Source organism: Selenomonas sp. oral taxon 478, assembly GCF_001189555.1.
Lineage (GTDB): Bacteria > Bacillota > Negativicutes > Selenomonadales > Selenomonadaceae > Centipeda > Centipeda felix.
Map to the genome: position 1 here is coordinate 1,745,803 of NZ_CP012071.1, position 16,212 is coordinate 1,762,014.

The 16,212-nt window shown below is 58.8% G+C and carries 16 protein-coding genes and 1 tRNA gene; 16 read left to right on the forward strand and 1 reads right to left on the reverse strand.

All coding sequences use genetic code 11. The annotated features are described in order from the left end of the window. Positions 1–3 precede the first annotated feature (3 nt). From rsgA to ADJ74_RS08145, 6 genes are all read left to right on the forward strand, one after another. A complete protein-coding gene (rsgA, locus tag ADJ74_RS08120) occupies positions 4–873 on the forward strand; it encodes a ribosome small subunit-dependent GTPase A (RefSeq protein ID WP_050343369.1) in 870 nt (289 codons plus the stop codon). 11 nt (positions 874–884) lie between these two features. Beyond that, entirely contained in the window at positions 885–1,595 is a 711-nt protein-coding gene (gene rpe / locus ADJ74_RS08125) for a ribulose-phosphate 3-epimerase (RefSeq protein ID WP_050343371.1), read from the forward strand. A gap of 20 nt (positions 1,596–1,615) precedes the next feature. After that, positions 1,616–2,302 carry a 7-cyano-7-deazaguanine synthase QueC gene (gene queC, locus ADJ74_RS08130; RefSeq protein ID WP_050343373.1) on the forward strand — a complete coding sequence of 229 codons (687 nt, stop codon included), beginning with the start codon at positions 1,616–1,618 and terminating at the stop codon, positions 2,300–2,302. Then, positions 2,302–3,090, forward strand: a complete 789-nt coding sequence (folE2, locus tag ADJ74_RS08135) for a GTP cyclohydrolase FolE2 (RefSeq protein ID WP_050343376.1) — start codon at positions 2,302–2,304, stop codon at positions 3,088–3,090. The genes queC and folE2 overlap by 1 nt, the downstream gene beginning before the upstream one ends. Before the next feature lie 24 nt (positions 3,091–3,114). Beyond that, on the forward strand, positions 3,115–4,095 hold the full coding sequence (locus tag ADJ74_RS08140; protein ID WP_050343379.1) for a lysylphosphatidylglycerol synthase transmembrane domain-containing protein: 981 nt from the start codon (positions 3,115–3,117) through the stop codon (positions 4,093–4,095). Between the two features lie 409 nt (positions 4,096–4,504). Further along, positions 4,505–6,148, forward strand: coding sequence for a methyl-accepting chemotaxis protein (locus ADJ74_RS08145; protein WP_253271687.1), 1,644 nt, complete (start codon positions 4,505–4,507; stop codon positions 6,146–6,148). A gap of 68 nt (positions 6,149–6,216) precedes the next feature. Here ADJ74_RS08145 and ADJ74_RS11610 read toward each other — a convergent pair whose 3' ends face one another. Then, the gene (locus ADJ74_RS11610) at positions 6,217–6,351 is read right to left on the reverse strand and encodes a secretion protein HlyD (protein ID WP_071844307.1); all 135 of its coding nucleotides are present in this window, start codon (positions 6,349–6,351) and stop codon (positions 6,217–6,219) included. Positions 6,352–6,457: 106 nt separating this feature from the next. Between ADJ74_RS11610 and ADJ74_RS08150 the strand changes: the two genes are divergently transcribed. The 10 genes from ADJ74_RS08150 to ADJ74_RS08190 all read left to right on the forward strand — a co-directional run bounded on the left by ADJ74_RS08150 (position 6,458) and on the right by ADJ74_RS08190 (position 16,193). Continuing rightward, the gene (locus tag ADJ74_RS08150) at positions 6,458–6,910 is read left to right on the forward strand and encodes a CtsR family transcriptional regulator (protein ID WP_050343383.1); all 453 of its coding nucleotides are present in this window, start codon (positions 6,458–6,460) and stop codon (positions 6,908–6,910) included. 53 nt (positions 6,911–6,963) lie between these two features. Then, on the forward strand, positions 6,964–7,494 hold the full coding sequence (locus ADJ74_RS08155) for a UvrB/UvrC motif-containing protein (RefSeq protein WP_009442711.1): 531 nt from the start codon (positions 6,964–6,966) through the stop codon (positions 7,492–7,494). Then, complete coding sequence (locus ADJ74_RS08160; RefSeq protein WP_050343385.1) at positions 7,484–8,554, forward strand: ATP--guanido phosphotransferase; 1,071 nt, start codon at positions 7,484–7,486, stop codon at positions 8,552–8,554. Before ADJ74_RS08155 ends, ADJ74_RS08160 begins: the two co-directional genes overlap by 11 nt. Before the next feature lie 13 nt (positions 8,555–8,567). Continuing rightward, entirely contained in the window at positions 8,568–11,072 is a 2,505-nt protein-coding gene (locus ADJ74_RS08165) for an ATP-dependent Clp protease ATP-binding subunit (RefSeq protein WP_050343388.1), read from the forward strand. Beyond that, entirely contained in the window at positions 11,062–11,193 is a 132-nt protein-coding gene (locus ADJ74_RS11665) for a hypothetical protein (RefSeq protein ID WP_009442708.1), read from the forward strand. Before ADJ74_RS08165 ends, ADJ74_RS11665 begins: the two co-directional genes overlap by 11 nt. A 321-nt stretch (positions 11,194–11,514) precedes the next feature. Continuing rightward, a complete protein-coding gene (gene radA / locus ADJ74_RS08170) occupies positions 11,515–12,888 on the forward strand; it encodes a DNA repair protein RadA (protein ID WP_050343390.1) in 1,374 nt (457 codons plus the stop codon). A 48-nt stretch (positions 12,889–12,936) separates the two neighbouring features. Then, positions 12,937–14,640: a flagellar hook-length control protein FliK gene (locus ADJ74_RS08175; protein WP_050343391.1), complete on the forward strand. Its 1,704-nt coding sequence runs from the start codon at positions 12,937–12,939 to the stop codon at positions 14,638–14,640. 20 nt (positions 14,641–14,660) lie between these two features. Beyond that, positions 14,661–15,185: a flagellar hook assembly protein FlgD gene (locus ADJ74_RS08180; RefSeq protein WP_009442705.1), complete on the forward strand. Its 525-nt coding sequence runs from the start codon at positions 14,661–14,663 to the stop codon at positions 15,183–15,185. A 140-nt stretch (positions 15,186–15,325) separates the two neighbouring features. Next, a complete protein-coding gene (locus tag ADJ74_RS08185) occupies positions 15,326–15,973 on the forward strand; it encodes a hypothetical protein (protein WP_253271688.1) in 648 nt (215 codons plus the stop codon). 129 nt (positions 15,974–16,102) lie between these two features. Continuing rightward, positions 16,103–16,193, forward strand: a tRNA-Ser gene (locus tag ADJ74_RS08190). The last annotated feature ends 19 nt before the right edge of the window (positions 16,194–16,212 follow it).

Here is a 16,212-nt window from a genome sequence, read left to right on the forward strand (position 1 = left end):
GCTGTGCATCAGTACGGACGGATTCTGAAGGTCTACAACAGTGTCGTCCACGTCTCTGTGGATGGTACGGAGATGCTCTGTAAGCTGCGCGGCAAGAGTATGCGCGGGCGGGATGCTCTGCTTCCCGGCGATGTTGTGCGCGTAGTGTGCGGCACAGACGGTGAAGGCGTGATCGAGGGGGCTGAGCCGCGTACGTCCCTCCTCGCGCGCCCGCGCGTGGCGAACCTCACGCAGATCGTCATCACTGTGGCGGCGGCGTCACCCGACCCGCATCCGCTCGTCGTCAGTCGCTTTCTCGTGCTCGCCGAGCACAGCGGCATACGGAACATCGTGCTCTGCATCAATAAGATTGACCTGATCGACGGGGAGGCAGCAGCGCAGCTCTGTGCACCGTACGAAGCGGCGGGGTATCCTGTCCTTCCTGTTTCGGCTGCGGAGGGGACGGGCATTGCGGCACTGCGGGAAAGATTGAGTGGTGAGATCACCGTCTTTGCGGGACCGTCGGGTGCAGGAAAATCCTCTCTGCTCAATGCGATGGATTCGTCCCTCGGTCTGGCGGTGGGAGCGGTCAGTGAGAAAATCAGACGCGGGCGGCATACGACGCGCCGCGCCGAACTCCTTCCCTTTGTGGGCGGCTATGTCGTCGATACGCCGGGCTTTACGCAGCAGGAACTGACGGGCGTCGCAGCGGACGACCTCGCGGACTGCTTTCCTGAGTTCCTGCATTTTCCAGGCTGCCGCTTTACGCCGTGCAGCCACAGTCATGAGCCGGACTGTGCCGTCAAGGTGGCGGCAGAGGAGGGGCGGCTCGCGTGTGAGCGGTACGATGCCTACATCGCACTGCTCAAAGAAATTCGGTCGGCTAGAAAATAGGAGACAGATCCATGGCACATGAACACGAATACGAAGAAGAGATCATGGAGGAAGAGGAGCATATCCACGTTGCGCGTCCAACGATTGTTGCGCCGTCCATCCTCTCGGCGGATTTTGCGAATCTCGGGGCAGAGGTGCGCCGCGTCGAGGAGGCGGGGGCGGAGTACATCCACATTGACGTGATGGATGGGACGTTTGTACCGAATATCACGATGGGTGCATGTGTGGTCGAGAGTCTGCGCAAGGTGTCCAAGGCGGTCTTTGACGTGCATCTGATGGTCGAGCACCCCGAGACACACATCGAGAGCTTTGCGCGCGCGGGGGCGGACATCATCACCTTTCATGTCGAGGCGACGCGTCACGCGCACCGCGTCATCCAGCAGATCAAGGCGGCGGGCTGCCGTGCGGGCATCGCGCTGAATCCCGGCACCTCCATCTACACGCTCGAGGAGCTGATCGACGATGTCGACATGGTGCTCCTCATGACGGTGAACCCCGGCTTTGGCGGGCAAAAGTTTATCGAGAACACGCTCGGGAAGATACATGCCCTCTACCATACGATTGAGGGGAATGAGCTGGATGTCGACATCGAGGTCGATGGCGGAATCAATGCAGAGACGGCGGAGTCCGTCCGCTCTGCGGGAGCGAATGTGCTCGTCGCCGGATCGTATATCTACGGTGCGGCAGATGTATCTGCCGCCATCGCGTCGCTGCGCGGCTGATTGAGAGAGGGGAGGACAGTATGGGAGAACGCGCGGTCATTCTGCTCTCGGGTGGACTGGACAGCTGCACCTGCATGGCGATCGCCCATGCGGCGGGACAGGAGCTCTATCCGATCAGCTTTAACTATCATCAGCGCCACAGTCGTGAGCTGGATGCGGCAAAGAGCATTGCCGCTCACTACCATGTGGCAGAGCATCTCCTCATCGAAACGAATATGGACGCCATCGGCGGCTCGGCGCTGACCGACAGCGCCATTGATGTCCCGCAGGGCGACGCGGAGCGGACGGACATACCCGTTACGTATGTGCCCGCCCGCAACCTCATCTTCCTCAGCTATGCCGTCGGCTATGCGGAGCGCATCGGTGCAACGCATGTCTACATCGGCGTGAACTCTGTGGACTACTCGGGCTATCCCGACTGCCGTCCCGCATTTATTGCGGCGTTTCAGCGCGCGGCTGATGCGGCGACGGCGGCATCGGCAGAGGACGGACGGCGCATTGTCATCGAGACGCCGCTCCAGCATCTCTCCAAGGGGGAGATCATCCGCCGCGGCGATGCGCTCGACGCACCCTACGCCCTGACGACGAGCTGCTATCAGGGCGGCTCCGTGGCGTGCGGCGTCTGTGACAGCTGCCTTCTGCGGCTGCGCGGCTTTGCTGAGGCAGGTCTGCATGATCCCATCCCGTATGCTGAGGGGAAGAACTGATGCAGGACGTACAGAGCAGGGAGGACGGGCGCGGCATCGCCATTCAGCGCGTCGGGGTCAAGGACGTACGCCTTCCCTTTCTCATCAAAAAACAGGCGGGCGGCTATCAGCAGGTGCTGGCAACGATTACCTTCACCGTCTCCCTGCCGATGGAGTTCAAGGGAACGCACATGAGCCGTTTCCTCGAGATTCTGCTTCCGTGGAGCGAGAAGCCTCTCGCCGAGGAGGAGATGGATGCGATGCTCACGGAGGCACTTGATCGTCTCCATGCTGAGGCGGCAGAGGTGCGGCTCGCATTTACCTACTTCGTCGAAAAGAGTGCGCCCGTCAGCAGACGCACCTCCCTCCTCGATGTCGATGCGTCCTTTACGGGACGCAAGCGGCGCGGGATGCCGATGGAGTTTGAGCTGGGGCTGTCCATGCCGTTCACCTCGCTCTGCCCGTGCAGCAAGGAGATCTCCTCCTATGGGGCACACAATCAGCGCTCGCGGGCACGCGTGCACCTTCGCTTCCATGCGGGCGTGCCGTGCATCTACATCGAGGATCTGGCGAAGCTTCTCGAGCAGCAGGGCTCTGCGCCCATCTATCCGCTGCTGAAGCGCGCCGATGAGAAATACGTCACAGAGGAAGCCTACGAGCATCCGAAATTCGTCGAGGATATCCTGCGCGATACGGTCCTTGCTCTGCGGGAGCTGCCGGGGCTTGCGTACTTCTCGCTCGCCTGCGAGAATGAGGAGTCCATCCACAGCCACAATGCCTTTGCGGCACATGAAGAGTATTTGAGTTAGGGAGAAGGGGAGGAGAGGCAGACGATGCGCAAATTCATACGACGCTTTCTCCTCCTTTTCATTCTTGTCGTCGGCATTTCCACCGCCGTCATCTACACGACGGTGGACATCAATACGCTGCAGAATCTGAACCAATTCCAGCCGTGGTCGCTCGCCCTTGCGCTCTGCGCCATCGCACTCGGGATGTTCTTTGACGGCAGCCGCCTGATGCACCTCGTCCGCATCTCAAACGAACGGATTACACTCTATCAGGCGGTGCAGGTGATCTTCGGCAACTATTTTCTCGCCCTTCTGACCCCCGGTGCAACGGGCGGCGCCGTGGCACAGGTCATGTTCCTGCGCCATGCGGGTGTGCCTACGGGGAAGGCGGCCGTGCTCGTCATCGTGCGCACGCTGCTCTCGATCTTCTTTTTGGCCCTCTGCATGCCGCTGATCTTCCTGCACGATGAGGGCATTGTCCCGGGGATATCGAACGATGTTCTCATGGCGATTACCCTCACCGCGTTTGTCGGCATCATTCTCATCGTCGTCAGCGCACGGCGCGGCTATCTGGACTATCTCGTCGTGCGGATCGCGCGCCGCCTGCGCGACCATCGGCGACGCAAGCTCTTTGCCTTCTACCGCGACACGAAGAGCGCCATCTCCCTTCTGCTCGACGCGCCGCGTCAGATGCTCGTGGTATTCGTTGAGTCCGGGCTGAACCTCCTTTGTATCTACGCCGTTGTGCCATGTCTCTTGCTGGGGCTCGGCGTCACGGATGCCGATTGGTACACCGTCATGGGGCGTATGATCTTTCTCAATATGCTCCTCTACTTTAGTCCAACGCCGGGCGGCTCGGGCATCGCTGAGGGCGGATTCGTCCTCCTCTTTTCCTCCGTCGTCCCTGCGGGGACGGTTGGCATCGTTGCCGTTTGCTGGCGGCTCATCGCCGAGTATCTTCCATTTCTCATCGGTTTTTACTACACCGTTACCGTCTTTGGCCGTGAGTTTTTACGGCGGTATTGAGCTATCTCCGACTGCACGACATCCGCTCGTGCAGATTTTTTGTGTTGTGAAATATGTGGGGGGATTCAGCTCGTGACGACCTCTTTTCTCCTATTCCTTTACGATTGCTTCAATAAAGTTGACGAATCGCATCCCTTTCGTTTCAATCACAAAAATTGCGTCAATCCAGAGACGGAGTTTCGATCTGTAATTCCATAAGAATAAAAATAAACATCTTTATAGCAGTATGAAATATGGATATACTATACTTAACTTACTATGTCGGCCATGGGAACTGATATGGAAATCGACGGCTTCGGTGCTCTGGCCGGAGAATGCTGCATCATTCCATTAAGGGGGAAGTGTAAGAAATGGGACTTAGAACCAAATCTGTCTTGTTTTTTGATCTGTGTGTGGTGCTGATCTGTGTGTGGTGCTGATCTGTGTCTGCATGGCACTGATCGGATGGGAGAGTGCCAACAGCGGCTTTAACTCTGCCCTGCAGACACAGGCAGTATTAAATGTCAAGCTGATCTTTGAAAACATGGATGTCCGCTACCCGGGGGATTGGTCGCTGCAGGACGGAAAGCTCTATAAGGGCGATCACCGTTTCGGCGACAATCATGAGGTTGCCGACAAACTCGGCGAGATCTGTCAGGGCTACGTCACCTTCTTTGCAGAGGATGTCGGTGTCTCGACGAACCTCAAGAAGGCAAACGGAGAACGCAATGTCGGCACAAAGGCGAGTGCAGAGGTGACCGATATTGTCATCAAAGGGAATAAGGAACACAGCGGTATGGTAGCGATTGACGGCATCGACTATCTGGGGGCGTACGCACCTTTGCGAAATGCGAGCGGTCAGGCGATTGGCATGCTCTTCGTCGGTATCGGCTCGTATGTCATGGATGATGTGCGCCATCAGTTCCTCATGGTTACGGTCGTCGCCTCTATCCTCGTCATTCTCATTCTGAGTGTGCTCTCCTATGTGGCAATCGGCAGATCACTGAAGCCTATTGAGGAACTCACCGAGAGCCTGGGAAGGATTGCAAAGGGCGATCTTCGCGTTGCTGATCTGGACGAATCCCGCGAAGACGAGATCGGTATACTTGCACACAGTGCAAACGCGATGAAGAATCGTCTGCGTGAGGTCATGTCGAATGTCTCCCGCTCGGCAGAGACTGTTGCGGCGTCGTCGGAGCAGCTGACGGCGAGCACACAGGAGCCCCTCGAATCCATTACGCATGTCGCACAGAACACCACCTCGCTTGCAGAGGGAGCAGCGGAACAGACAGATATGATCGATCGCCTCGCTGCTAATGCCGATGAAATGTCGGATAAAATGAATCAGCTTGCCGAGCAGACGGACAGTGTCTACAAGCTTTCACAGAATGGACAGGAGAGTACGGCAAACGGGCAGAACCAGGTAAACGATGCCGTGCATCGGATTCAGGGCAGCGCAGAGCAGGTCAGCGCTGCAGCAGGACTTGTTGAGGCCCTTGGCAGGCGCTCCGATGAGATCGGATCGATCGTTGACACCATATCGGGGATCTCCGAGCAGACGAATCTCCTCGCGCTCAACGCTGCCATCGAGGCGGCACGCGCTGGTGAGGCAGGACGCGGCTTTGCTGTCGTCGCGGAGGAAGTCCGCAAGCTCGCAGAGCAGTCGGGCGAGTCGGCAAAGAACATCGCCGACCTCATCCGCCTCATTCAGAAAGATACGGCAGATGCTGTTGCCGCCATCCGTCAGGGGAATGAGAACGTCGATGAGGGGGCCTCTGTCGTTGCGTCCTCGGGTGAGGCGTTCCGTACTGTGGCGGAGAATTTTACGGAACTTGGCAGGAACATTCGCCTTGCTTCGGACGCAGTTGATGTTGTCAGCAAGGCAAGGGATGACATGATCGAATCGCTGAAGCGCGTCGAAGACATCTCGCGCAAGGCAGCGGATGATACGCAGACCATCTCGGCAGCTGCGGAGGAGCAGGCTGCTGCGATGCACGAGATGGCAGATGCAAGCAATACGCTTGCGACGCTTGCACAGGAACTCCAGAACGAGGTGCATAAGTTCCACCTGTAAAAACTGATCGAGAGAGAAATTTGAATGCCGCAGGGCGTCAACGCTGACGCCCTGCGGCATTCGTGTTTTTAAGGAAGCACTGATAAATTCAGCACCACCGTCTTAGTACATCTTTTTCGCCCTGTCTGTGCCCTAGAATCCTCCACATAGCCTCTGCTATGCGTCCGGTTTGTCTCCTTGACAGGACAAAAAATCCGCACCAATCCAAGGGACTGTTTTATCAGCGATTCCTTGAGATATATTTGACAAAAATCAAAAAGTCAAATATAATAATATCAAATATGCAAAGAACACAAAGAAGGTGGTATGATGAGCAACATTGCCGATATGATAGAATCCTATATCCTGCGCCAGCTGGCCGCCCGTCAGGACGGGAAGGTCGAACTGCGCAGGACGGATATTGCCGATGAGATTTCGTGTGCACCGTCTCAGATCAGCTATGTGCTCTCAACGCGGTTTACGCAGGATAAGGGCTTCGTGGTGGAGTCACGGCGTGGCCTAGGCGGGTTCATCCGCATTGTGCAGGTGCCGCTCCATGATCTGGTTTACCGCGATATGATGTCGAAGATCGACGAGAATACGGACTGCGAGTCCGTACAGTCCATGCTGCGCTATCTCATGCAGCATGGGATGATTGAGACGCGTGAAGCAGCATTGATGCTGCAGATGGTAACAGGGCTCTTTCATGCGGAGTCACTCGATGCGAAGGAGCGCGTCCAAATGTTAAAGACGATGTTTTTGACACTGGAGAAATTTACGTAGCCGTTCGATAACATAGATAGAAGACGGCGGAGACTATTGGGAAGGACACATTGATGATCTGTGAGGAATGCGGCCGCAATGAGGCGATTGTGCACATCGTGCAGATCGGGCCGGGCGGCAAGAGTGAAAAGAATATATGTATGAGCTGCGCCGCGCGCTACGGTGCGTCGATCCTTCGCGCGCAGCAGGAGAATGTTTCGGCGGATGACTTCCTGAAGGGACTGTTTGGCAGCAATCAGGAGGAGAACGCAGAGGAGGAGGATGCACCGCGCATTACCTGTCCGAACTGCGGGATGCATTTTGACGATCTCTCGAAGACGGGGCAGATCGGCTGCTCGGTCTGCTATGAGACATTTCATCATGAGCTCGCGCCGCTCCTGCGGCGCATCCATGGAGCGAGTATTCACCGTGGAAAGATTCCGCGCCGCTCAGGCAGCGGGATCATGCTGCGCCGTGAGGCGGAGCAGCTCCGCACGCGCCTAAAGGAAGCCGTCGCCCATGAGGAGTATGAAAAGGCGGCAGAGCTGCGCGACCGGATTCGCTCGCTGGAGCAGCGGATGGAGGAGAGCAGTCATGGCGCTTGAGGATCTCCTGCGTGCGGAGCGGCTTCCGTGGTTTGCTGCGGGGGGACAGGATGCCGATGTCGTGCTCTCGAGCCGCGTACGCCTTGCCCGCAATCTTCTGCGCCTGCCGTTTCCGGGACGTGCTGATGAGGATCAGCTGGCGGAGATACGGCGCATCCTGGATGAGGCACTGGCGGATATCAGCACAGTGTTCGGGCAGCCGTTTGAGCGCATCGCTGTCGACGCGCTGACGGATGTAGAACGGGCGGTGCTGATTGAAAAGCGGCTCATCAGTGAGAAGTTCGCTGCGGGGCAGCCGCAGCGCGCAGCCTACATCAGTGCCGATCTGGGGATCAGCATTCTCATCAATGAAGACGATCATCTCAAGATACAGGTGATGACGCCCGGTCTGTCCGTTGCGCAGGCATTTCGCACGGCGGCGAAGGTGGACGACTTTATTGAGGCAAAGCTGGATCTTGCCTTCGACGAGCGCATGGGCTATCTGACGGCACAGCCGACAAATCTCGGCACGGGACTGCGCGCCTCGGTCGTCGTCCATCTGCCGGGGCTGGTCTATACGCGCAACATCGAGAACATCAGTCATTCGTTTCCGCAGCTTGGCCTTGCCGTTCAGCCGCTTTATGGGGGCGGCGAGGGCGCGCATCTCTATAAAATTTCCAATCAGCTCACCCTCGGTTATGCAGAGGCAGAGATCATCGAGAACCTGCGCGCTGCCGTGGGAGAGATCACCGCACATGAGCGGCGTGCACGCAAGGCACTTTCCTACGTCGGAAAGGACAGTGTTGAGGATGGCGTTTGGCGTGCATTCGGAATTCTTTCGTATGCAAGGTCACTGACAGAGGAGGAAACACTTGACCTGCTCTCGCGTGTGCGTTATGGTATAGACCGTGGGATCGTCACCGGGGTGTCGGGGGACTGCTACGGTGAGATCATGGTTGCGGCGCGCGATGCCTATCTTCGGTATATGGCAGGCGGGGCGGAACAGTCCGCGGGGGAGATCGCTGGCATGCGCGCAGCGCGTGTGCGCGCGATTTTAGATCGATACAGAACACAGGGGTAAGGAGGGGAACAGCTTGAACTACCGTCAATTTTTTACGCAGACGGCGATTAAGGCCGTGGAGTTTTCGCAGTATATTGCACAGCGGCGCGGCAAGGGGTATATCGGTACCGGCCAGCTGCTGCTCGGTATTCTGCACATGCGCGATACGATTGCCGCCGAGACGCTGGATAAATTCGGCGTGGACTACGACAGCGCAGAGCAGGTGATTCGGGAGGGGGACGGTTTTCAAGACGTCCTGACCCCAGAGGAGACGCCCTACTACACGCGGCGCGCACAGCGCGTCATGCAGGGGGCGATTGATATGGCGCGTGAAGCGCGTTCCTTCGTGACAACGGAGCATATTTTGCTCAGCCTGCTCTCCGAAGGTGAGGGGACGGCTGTCCGTACACTGGAGGATCTCGACGTCGATATCGAGGCTCTGCAGAGCGAGGTGAGTGCCAAGATGGACGACACGGAGGACGAGGTCAAAGAGAAATTCGCGCGCCGCAAGAGCGGCAAGGACACGCGCAAGGGGTTGCCCGCCTCACTGAAAAAGTTTGGCACGGATCTGACCGCAGCGGCCGGGGCAGGAAGTCTTGACCCCGTGATTGGCCGTACGGCGGAGATTGATCGCGTGATTCAGATTCTGGCACGGCGGACGAAGAACAATCCGCTCCTGCTCGGTGAGGCGGGGGTCGGCAAGACGGCCATCGCCGAGGGACTGGCACGGCGCATTGCCGCCGGAGAGGTGCCCTTTCTGCTTGAGGACAAGCACATTGTGACGCTGTCGATGACGGCACTCGTCGCGGGCACGAAGTACCGCGGTGAGTTTGAGGAGCGTCTGAAAAATGTGGTGGATGATGTCATCAAGGCGAAGAACATCATTCTCTTCATCGATGAGATTCACACGCTCATCCGTGCGGGCGGTGCCGAGGGCGCACTCGATGCGGCAAACATCCTGAAGCCCGCTCTTGCGCGCGGTCAGATGCAGATTATCGGGGCAACGACGCTCAGCGAGTACAAGAAGTACTTTGCGAAAGACGGCGCGCTCGCACGGCGGTTTCAGTCGGTGACGGTCGATGAGCCGGATGCTGCGGATGCGGAGCAGATTCTCTTCGGTCTGCGCAGTCGCTATGAGGAGTTTCATCATGCGCGCATCGAGGATACGGCGATTACGGCGGCCGTGCGACTCTCAAAGCGGTACCTGACGGATCGCTTCCTGCCGGACAAGGCGATTGATCTGATGGATGAGGCATCCTCCCATGTGCGCATGAAGAGTGCGGGCGGGACGGATCGTCTGGTCGGCCTGCGCCGTGAGATCGCAGGGGTGGTCAAGGAGAAGGATGCCGCTGTCAGCAAGCAGGACTATGAGGCGGCAGCGCACCTGCGCGACCGCGAGAAGGATCTGCGCGCGAAGCTCGATGCATCCCGCAAGGGCGAGGATGCACGCATGGAGATCCGCGTGACGGAGGACGATATTGCGGCTGTGGTGGCACAGTGGACGGGCATTCCCGTGCAGCGCATCGCGGTCAAGGAATCCGACCGCCTGTTGGCACTTGAGTCGCAGATCGGCCGCCGCGTTATCGGGCAGGACGAAGCGGTGCATGCCGTGGCGCGTGCTGTCCGCCGCGCGCGTGCCGGTGTCAAGGATCCGCGTCGTCCGATCGGCTCGTTCCTCTTCCTCGGGGCGACGGGCGTCGGCAAGACGGAACTGGCGCGGGCACTCGCTGAGTCGGTGTTCGGCACCGAGGATGCGATCATCCGCTTCGATATGTCTGAATACATGGAAAAGCATACGACGGCACGTCTGGTCGGCGCGCCTCCGGGCTATGTCGGCTACGAGGAGGGCGGCCAGCTGACCGACGCCGTGCGGCGCAAGCCTTTTTCCATCATTCTCTTCGATGAGGTGGAGAAAGCTCACCCCGATGTCTTCCACATGCTGCTGCAGGTACTGGAAGACGGCCGCCTGACGGACGGACAGGGGCGCGTTACGGATTTCCGCAATACCATCATCATTATGACCTCGAATGCGGGCGCAGATCATCTGCGCTCGACCCGCGGCACCATCGGCTTTGCCGTCGGCGGGACGGCAGGATCTGACGAGGAGCAGGCGAAAAAGCGCGTCCTCGATGAGGTGCGACAGATCTTCCGCCCCGAGTTCCTCAACCGCGTGGACGATATGATTGTATTCAATGCGCTCGGTGAGCCGGAACTGACGAAGATTGTGGACATTCTCCTACGCGATGTGAAGCTGCGTCTTGCGGAGCAGGAGATCAACATGGAGGTCAGCCCGTCGGCGAAGCGCGTACTCATCACAAAGGGGACGGATGTCAAGTTCGGCGCGCGTCCGCTGCGGCGCGCCATCCAGAAGAACCTCGAGGATGCACTGGCAGAGCGTTTGCTCGCCCGTGACTTTGCGGCGGGGGATGTCATCTCCGTGCGAAAGCTCGGTGATGGATTGGACTTCGTGAAGAAGGACAAGACGCACAATCGACGGACGAAGAAGAATAATAAGAAGGAACCATGCCATGAAACGTGAGGGACGCAACGTACTTGCGCCGCACTCGCGGATGGGATGTTGGGGGGACTTTCTCGTCAACTTCGCATGGTCGCTGTTCTGGCTCGCACGGTCAGTGCGGCGAATGATTTTGCTGCGGTGAATGGGGGCTGTTGCACGAAGCGAGAGACTTCGTGCAACAGCCCCGTCTTTGTGCCCTTCCACCGCTTGCGCGGTCCCCCTTGCTGACCTGTCCAAGAAGCAAGTCTACAGGACGAAGCTGATTGGGTAACAGGTCGTATGGGAAAACGTCCCAAGAACACGAGCGACAGCGATGTGTGATTGGCTGACGTTGACCGCTCCCCGTGATAACGGGGAAGGCTGGGATAACGCCATAGTAGCTCCCCCGCTTGCGGGGGAAGTGGCGAGCATAGCGAGCGATGGGGGAACAGTCCCTTTTTCGTGTTCTTTCGATGGAGATCTTATGGCAAAGAAGAAAAAGACGATGTACGTTTGTCAGAACTGCGGCTACGACAATACGCGATGGATGGGCAAATGTCCGGGCTGCGGCGCATGGAATACGATGGTGGAGGAGGTCGTTGCTCCGCCGGCGGAGGAGCGGCGCGGTACCGCCTCGTCAGGTGAGCCGCCGCAGCCGATTGCGGAGATCCGCGCAGAGGATCTGCCGCGCTTTTCGACGGGCTCGGGGGAGCTCGACCGCGTTCTCGGCGGCGGTGTGATACCGGGAGCGATGGTGCTCGTCGTCGGTGATCCCGGCGTCGGGAAATCGAGCCTTACCCTGCGCGCATCGGCGGATATAGCGCGGGCAGGACGCCGTGTCCTCTACGTGACGGGCGAGGAAAGCGCACGGCAGATCCGCATGCGTGCCGATCGTCTGCAGGCCGTTGCCGATGAGCTGTTCGTCGTCAGCGAGACGAATCTTGATGCAATCTGCGCACACGTAGAAAATGTTAAGCCCGCGCTCTTTATCATCGACTCCATCCAGACGATGTACCGTCCCGACATCGAGAGTGCGCCCGGCAGCGTCTCGCAGGTGCGCGAGTGCGCCATGGAGCTGATGCGCGTCGCAAAGACGGCGGGGATTGCCGTCTTTGTTATCGGCCATGTAACGAAGGAGGGAAGCCTGGCGGGCCCGCGTGTCCTCGAGCATATCGTCGATACGGTGCTCTATTTTGAGGGAGAGCGCAATGCGGAGTATCGCGTACTGCGCGCCGTGAAAAATCGCTTTGGCAGCACGAACGAGCTGGGGCTCTTTGAAATGCGGGATGTCGGACTGGTCGATGTCCCCGATGCGTCGAAGCTGTTTCTCTCCGAGCGCGCCCCCGAGAGCGGCTCGGTCATTGTGCCGACGGTGGAGGGGACGCGTCCTCTGCTCGTCGAGGTGCAGGCGCTGGTCGCCCCGACACCCTATCAGCCGCCGCGTCGTACGGCGGACTCCGTGGATGTCAAGCGGATCCAGCTGCTGCTCGCCGTCCTCGAAAAGCGCGTACGTCTGCCGATCGGCGCCGCGGACGTCTATGTGAAAGTCGCGGGCGGTATCCGTCTCGATGAGCCGGCGGCGGATCTTGCCCTCTGTGTTGCCATGGCATCGAGCTTTGCAGGACGTCTGCCGCGCCCGCAGATGGTCGTCTGCGGTGAGGTGGGGCTTTCAGGGGAGGTGCGCGCCGTCTCACAGGCGGAGCAGAGAATCATCGAGGCGCAGCGGCTCGGTTTTCACGCCGCCGTGATCCCCATGAAGAACTACCGTCAGCTAAAAGGCAAGTTCGCAGGGATGGAACTCTTCGGTGCAGAGACGATTGGCGATGCCTTAAAGTGTGCGATGCCAAAAAATATTTAAGAAAAGATAAGATTTCCACGATAAAGAGATTGAAGAGGTGATGTGTAGATGAATGCCGGAAATCTTATGGCGGTATCGACCACGGACGGCGCATCGACGGCAGCGGGCGTGCAGGGAGCGCGCAGCGCAGCGGCGGGCAGTCGTACGCAGACAACCTCAGGGAAGAATACGTTCAGCGATACGATGGGCGCACTGCAGAAAAAGGGTATGAGTGCAGATGCGACCAAGATCCAGACCGGTGATTCCTCGCTGTCTGCCGTACAGGATAAGCCTGCGGCGACGGGGACGGACGGGACGGCGCAGAACGCACAGGATGTGAAAAAAACAGCGTCCATGCCTGCGGCAAAAGGGCAAAGCGACGCCTTGAAGGACGTGTCCGCCGAGGACACAGCCATAGCCTCCGCAGCGGCGGCAACCGTGCTCACAGCACTCCTGCCGGCAGATGTGGAGCAGGTTCCCGTGGAGAGCACCCCGGCGGAGGGGGAGCTGCCGCAGGCTCTGGCGGATATTCTCGAACGCTATGGGCTGACCGCTGAGCAGCTGCGTGATACGAAGCTGCAGACGGCGGTCGAGCATCTGCTGCAGCAGATGCCGCAGACCGATGAGAAGGGAAACGCGCTTCTCCGCGCCCTAGCCGGTGAACCGCTGACGCAGGAGACGGCGAATACCGCTGTCATGCTGGCACAGACGGATGCACCTGCCGCTGCGGCGGCGCGTCTCGCAGCGCTCGATGCGGCGATGCCCGCACAGCTGCGTGCGGCACTTCAGGCAGCAGCATTGCCGTCTGCGGAGGATGCAGCGACGGTACCGGCCGCGGTGACGGATGAGACCCCTGTATCGCAGCTCGTCGTGCAGGAGGACCCCGTTCCCGCAGCACCTGCGGAGCAGCCGACGGTTGTGCAGCAGCCCGCGGTACAGGCAGCGGTCGTTTCCGCGATGCAGGAGCAACAGACTCTGCCGCGGGAGAAGAGTGCGGCGGCGCTGGTCGGTGAGCATCTGACCGAGGAAACGCAGCCTGCACCGAGCCCGCTCGATGTTCTCGCACAGCGTACGATGCGCCACGATGCAATGCAGCGTGACATGAGCGGAGAAAACGCGGAGCAGAACCAGCAGCCGATGCAGAGCGGCATCCCCCAGCCAGCACCGACGCATGAGAACGTCTCCTTTGAGACGACGGTGCGCACGGCGGAGACGCCCGTTCAGCTGGCCTCTGTGCAGACGGGGACGCCTCCCGTCCAGACGGAGCAGGCAGCACCCGCCGCAGAAGTGCCGCAGCGCCCGCAGACCGACTACGAGATCCCGCGTCAGATTGTCGAGCAGGCACGGCTTCTGCGTACCCTGAACGACACGCAGATGATCATTCGCCTGAAGCCGGAGCATCTCGGCGAGCTGACACTGCGTGTTGCCGTTGGCTCGGACGGTGCGGTACAGGCGTCCTTCCACAGCGACAACGCCCACGTGCGCAGCGTGATCGAGAACTCGCTCGTCCAGTTGCGGCAGGAGCTGAACACGCAGGGGATCAAGGTGGATCGCGTCGGCGTCTATACGGGACTTGCCGATGGGCAGATGCCCCAGGGACAAGGGCAGGAAGCATGGCAGCATCAGGCAGGGCACAGTGAGACACAGGTCTACGCACGCGGTGATGCCGACGACTATCTCGACGGGGAAATCGTCGATGATGGCGTTACCACCGCATCGACACAGGAAAGCGTTGGCGGCGTAACGGCAGACGGTGTGGACTATCGCGTCTGACCATGTGAGGAGGAAAAAAAGTGGCAAGTACAAACCCACTGAATACCATCAATGTCGGCGGCGTCATCCAGAAGGTCTCCGACTATGAGGCGGCCCAGAACCAGGCAAAGGCCGGAAAGAAGGACAACAGCGCTCTCGGCAAGGATGCGTTCCTGCAGCTGCTCGTAACGCAGATGCGCTATCAGGATCCGCTTAATCCGCAGGACAATGCGGAGTATCTCTCGCAGCTGGCACAGTTCTCCGCGCTCGAGCAGATGACGAATGTCTCCAAGGGGCTGGAGAAGGTCAGCAAGATTGTTGACAATATCGATTCTTCGGTATTGATCGGACAGCTCAGTTCGATGATTGGACAGCCAATCCAGTGGATTACAGAGACGAAGGGAAAAGATGGTGCTGTAACGAAGCAGAACTTTGAAGGCAAGGTCATCGGGGTCAGTATCACAGACGGTGCACCGAGCATTATCGCCGATGTCAATGGACAGTCGCATAAGGTGCAGATCTCTGAAGTGGTGCGCGTCGGCCGTGTCACAGCCTCAGCAACGTAACCGGAAATATAGGGCAGTTGGCCGAAAAATCGGTATCGTACCGCCCTTTTCTTGTTGCATAATGCGTATCCGTCGCTTATAATGGGGACGTAGTATCCCAAGGGAATATGGGATGCAGAGAGGAAATGGAGGGATCCAATATGGCTCTATCAGCCATCGGAGGGGGCTTTGGTTCAAGTCTTTTCCAACAGTCAAACCGTGAGATCCATCAGCTCGGCGGACAGGCGACGCAGGCCAAGATGGACGAGGTTAAGGCGGTTATAGGCGACTCGAAGTTCGGTTCGAGCACGAAGGCAGGGACGAGTGAGTTCCAGCAAACGCAGCGGACCGTCATCCGCACGGGCGAGCAGAGCGCGTCGCGCGCCACACATCAGGCTGCACAGAACATGGATCCTGCAATGCTGGGCACGAGTGCATTCCAGAAGTCGAATCGCTCGGCACAGCAGATGGGTGCCCATGCGACGCAGGCCAAGATGGACGAGGTCAAGGCGGTTATAGGCGACTCGAAGTTCGGTTCGGGCACGAAGGCAGGGACGAGTGAGTTCCAGCAGACGCAGCGGACGGTTATCCGCACGGCGGAGCAGGTTACTTCACGCGCCACGCAGCAGGCGGCGCAGAATATGGATCCTGCGCTGCTGGGCACGAGCCGCTTCCAGAAGTCCCTTCGTGAAGCACAGCAGTATGGCGCCCAGGCAACGAGCCAGCGCATGGAGCAGGCAAAGGCGGCCTATGCAATCAGCCCGCGTGCGCCACAGCATGTCGGAAGCAATCTCGACATCAAAGCATAAAATGATAAATGATAATGGACTGCCTACGGAATCCTGCGGTTTTGTATGGCAGTCCTTATTTTTGCCTTGACAAGCGTGAATCCATCTGTTAATATAACATCTGTCGCAGAGAAAGCGTGAAGTGAATATGGAGTGGTACTCAAGAGGCTGAAGAGGACGGTTTGCTAAATCGTTAGAGTGGGTAACCGCTGCGAGAGTTCGAATCTCTCCCACTCCGCCATTTTTTATTACCCGGTCTG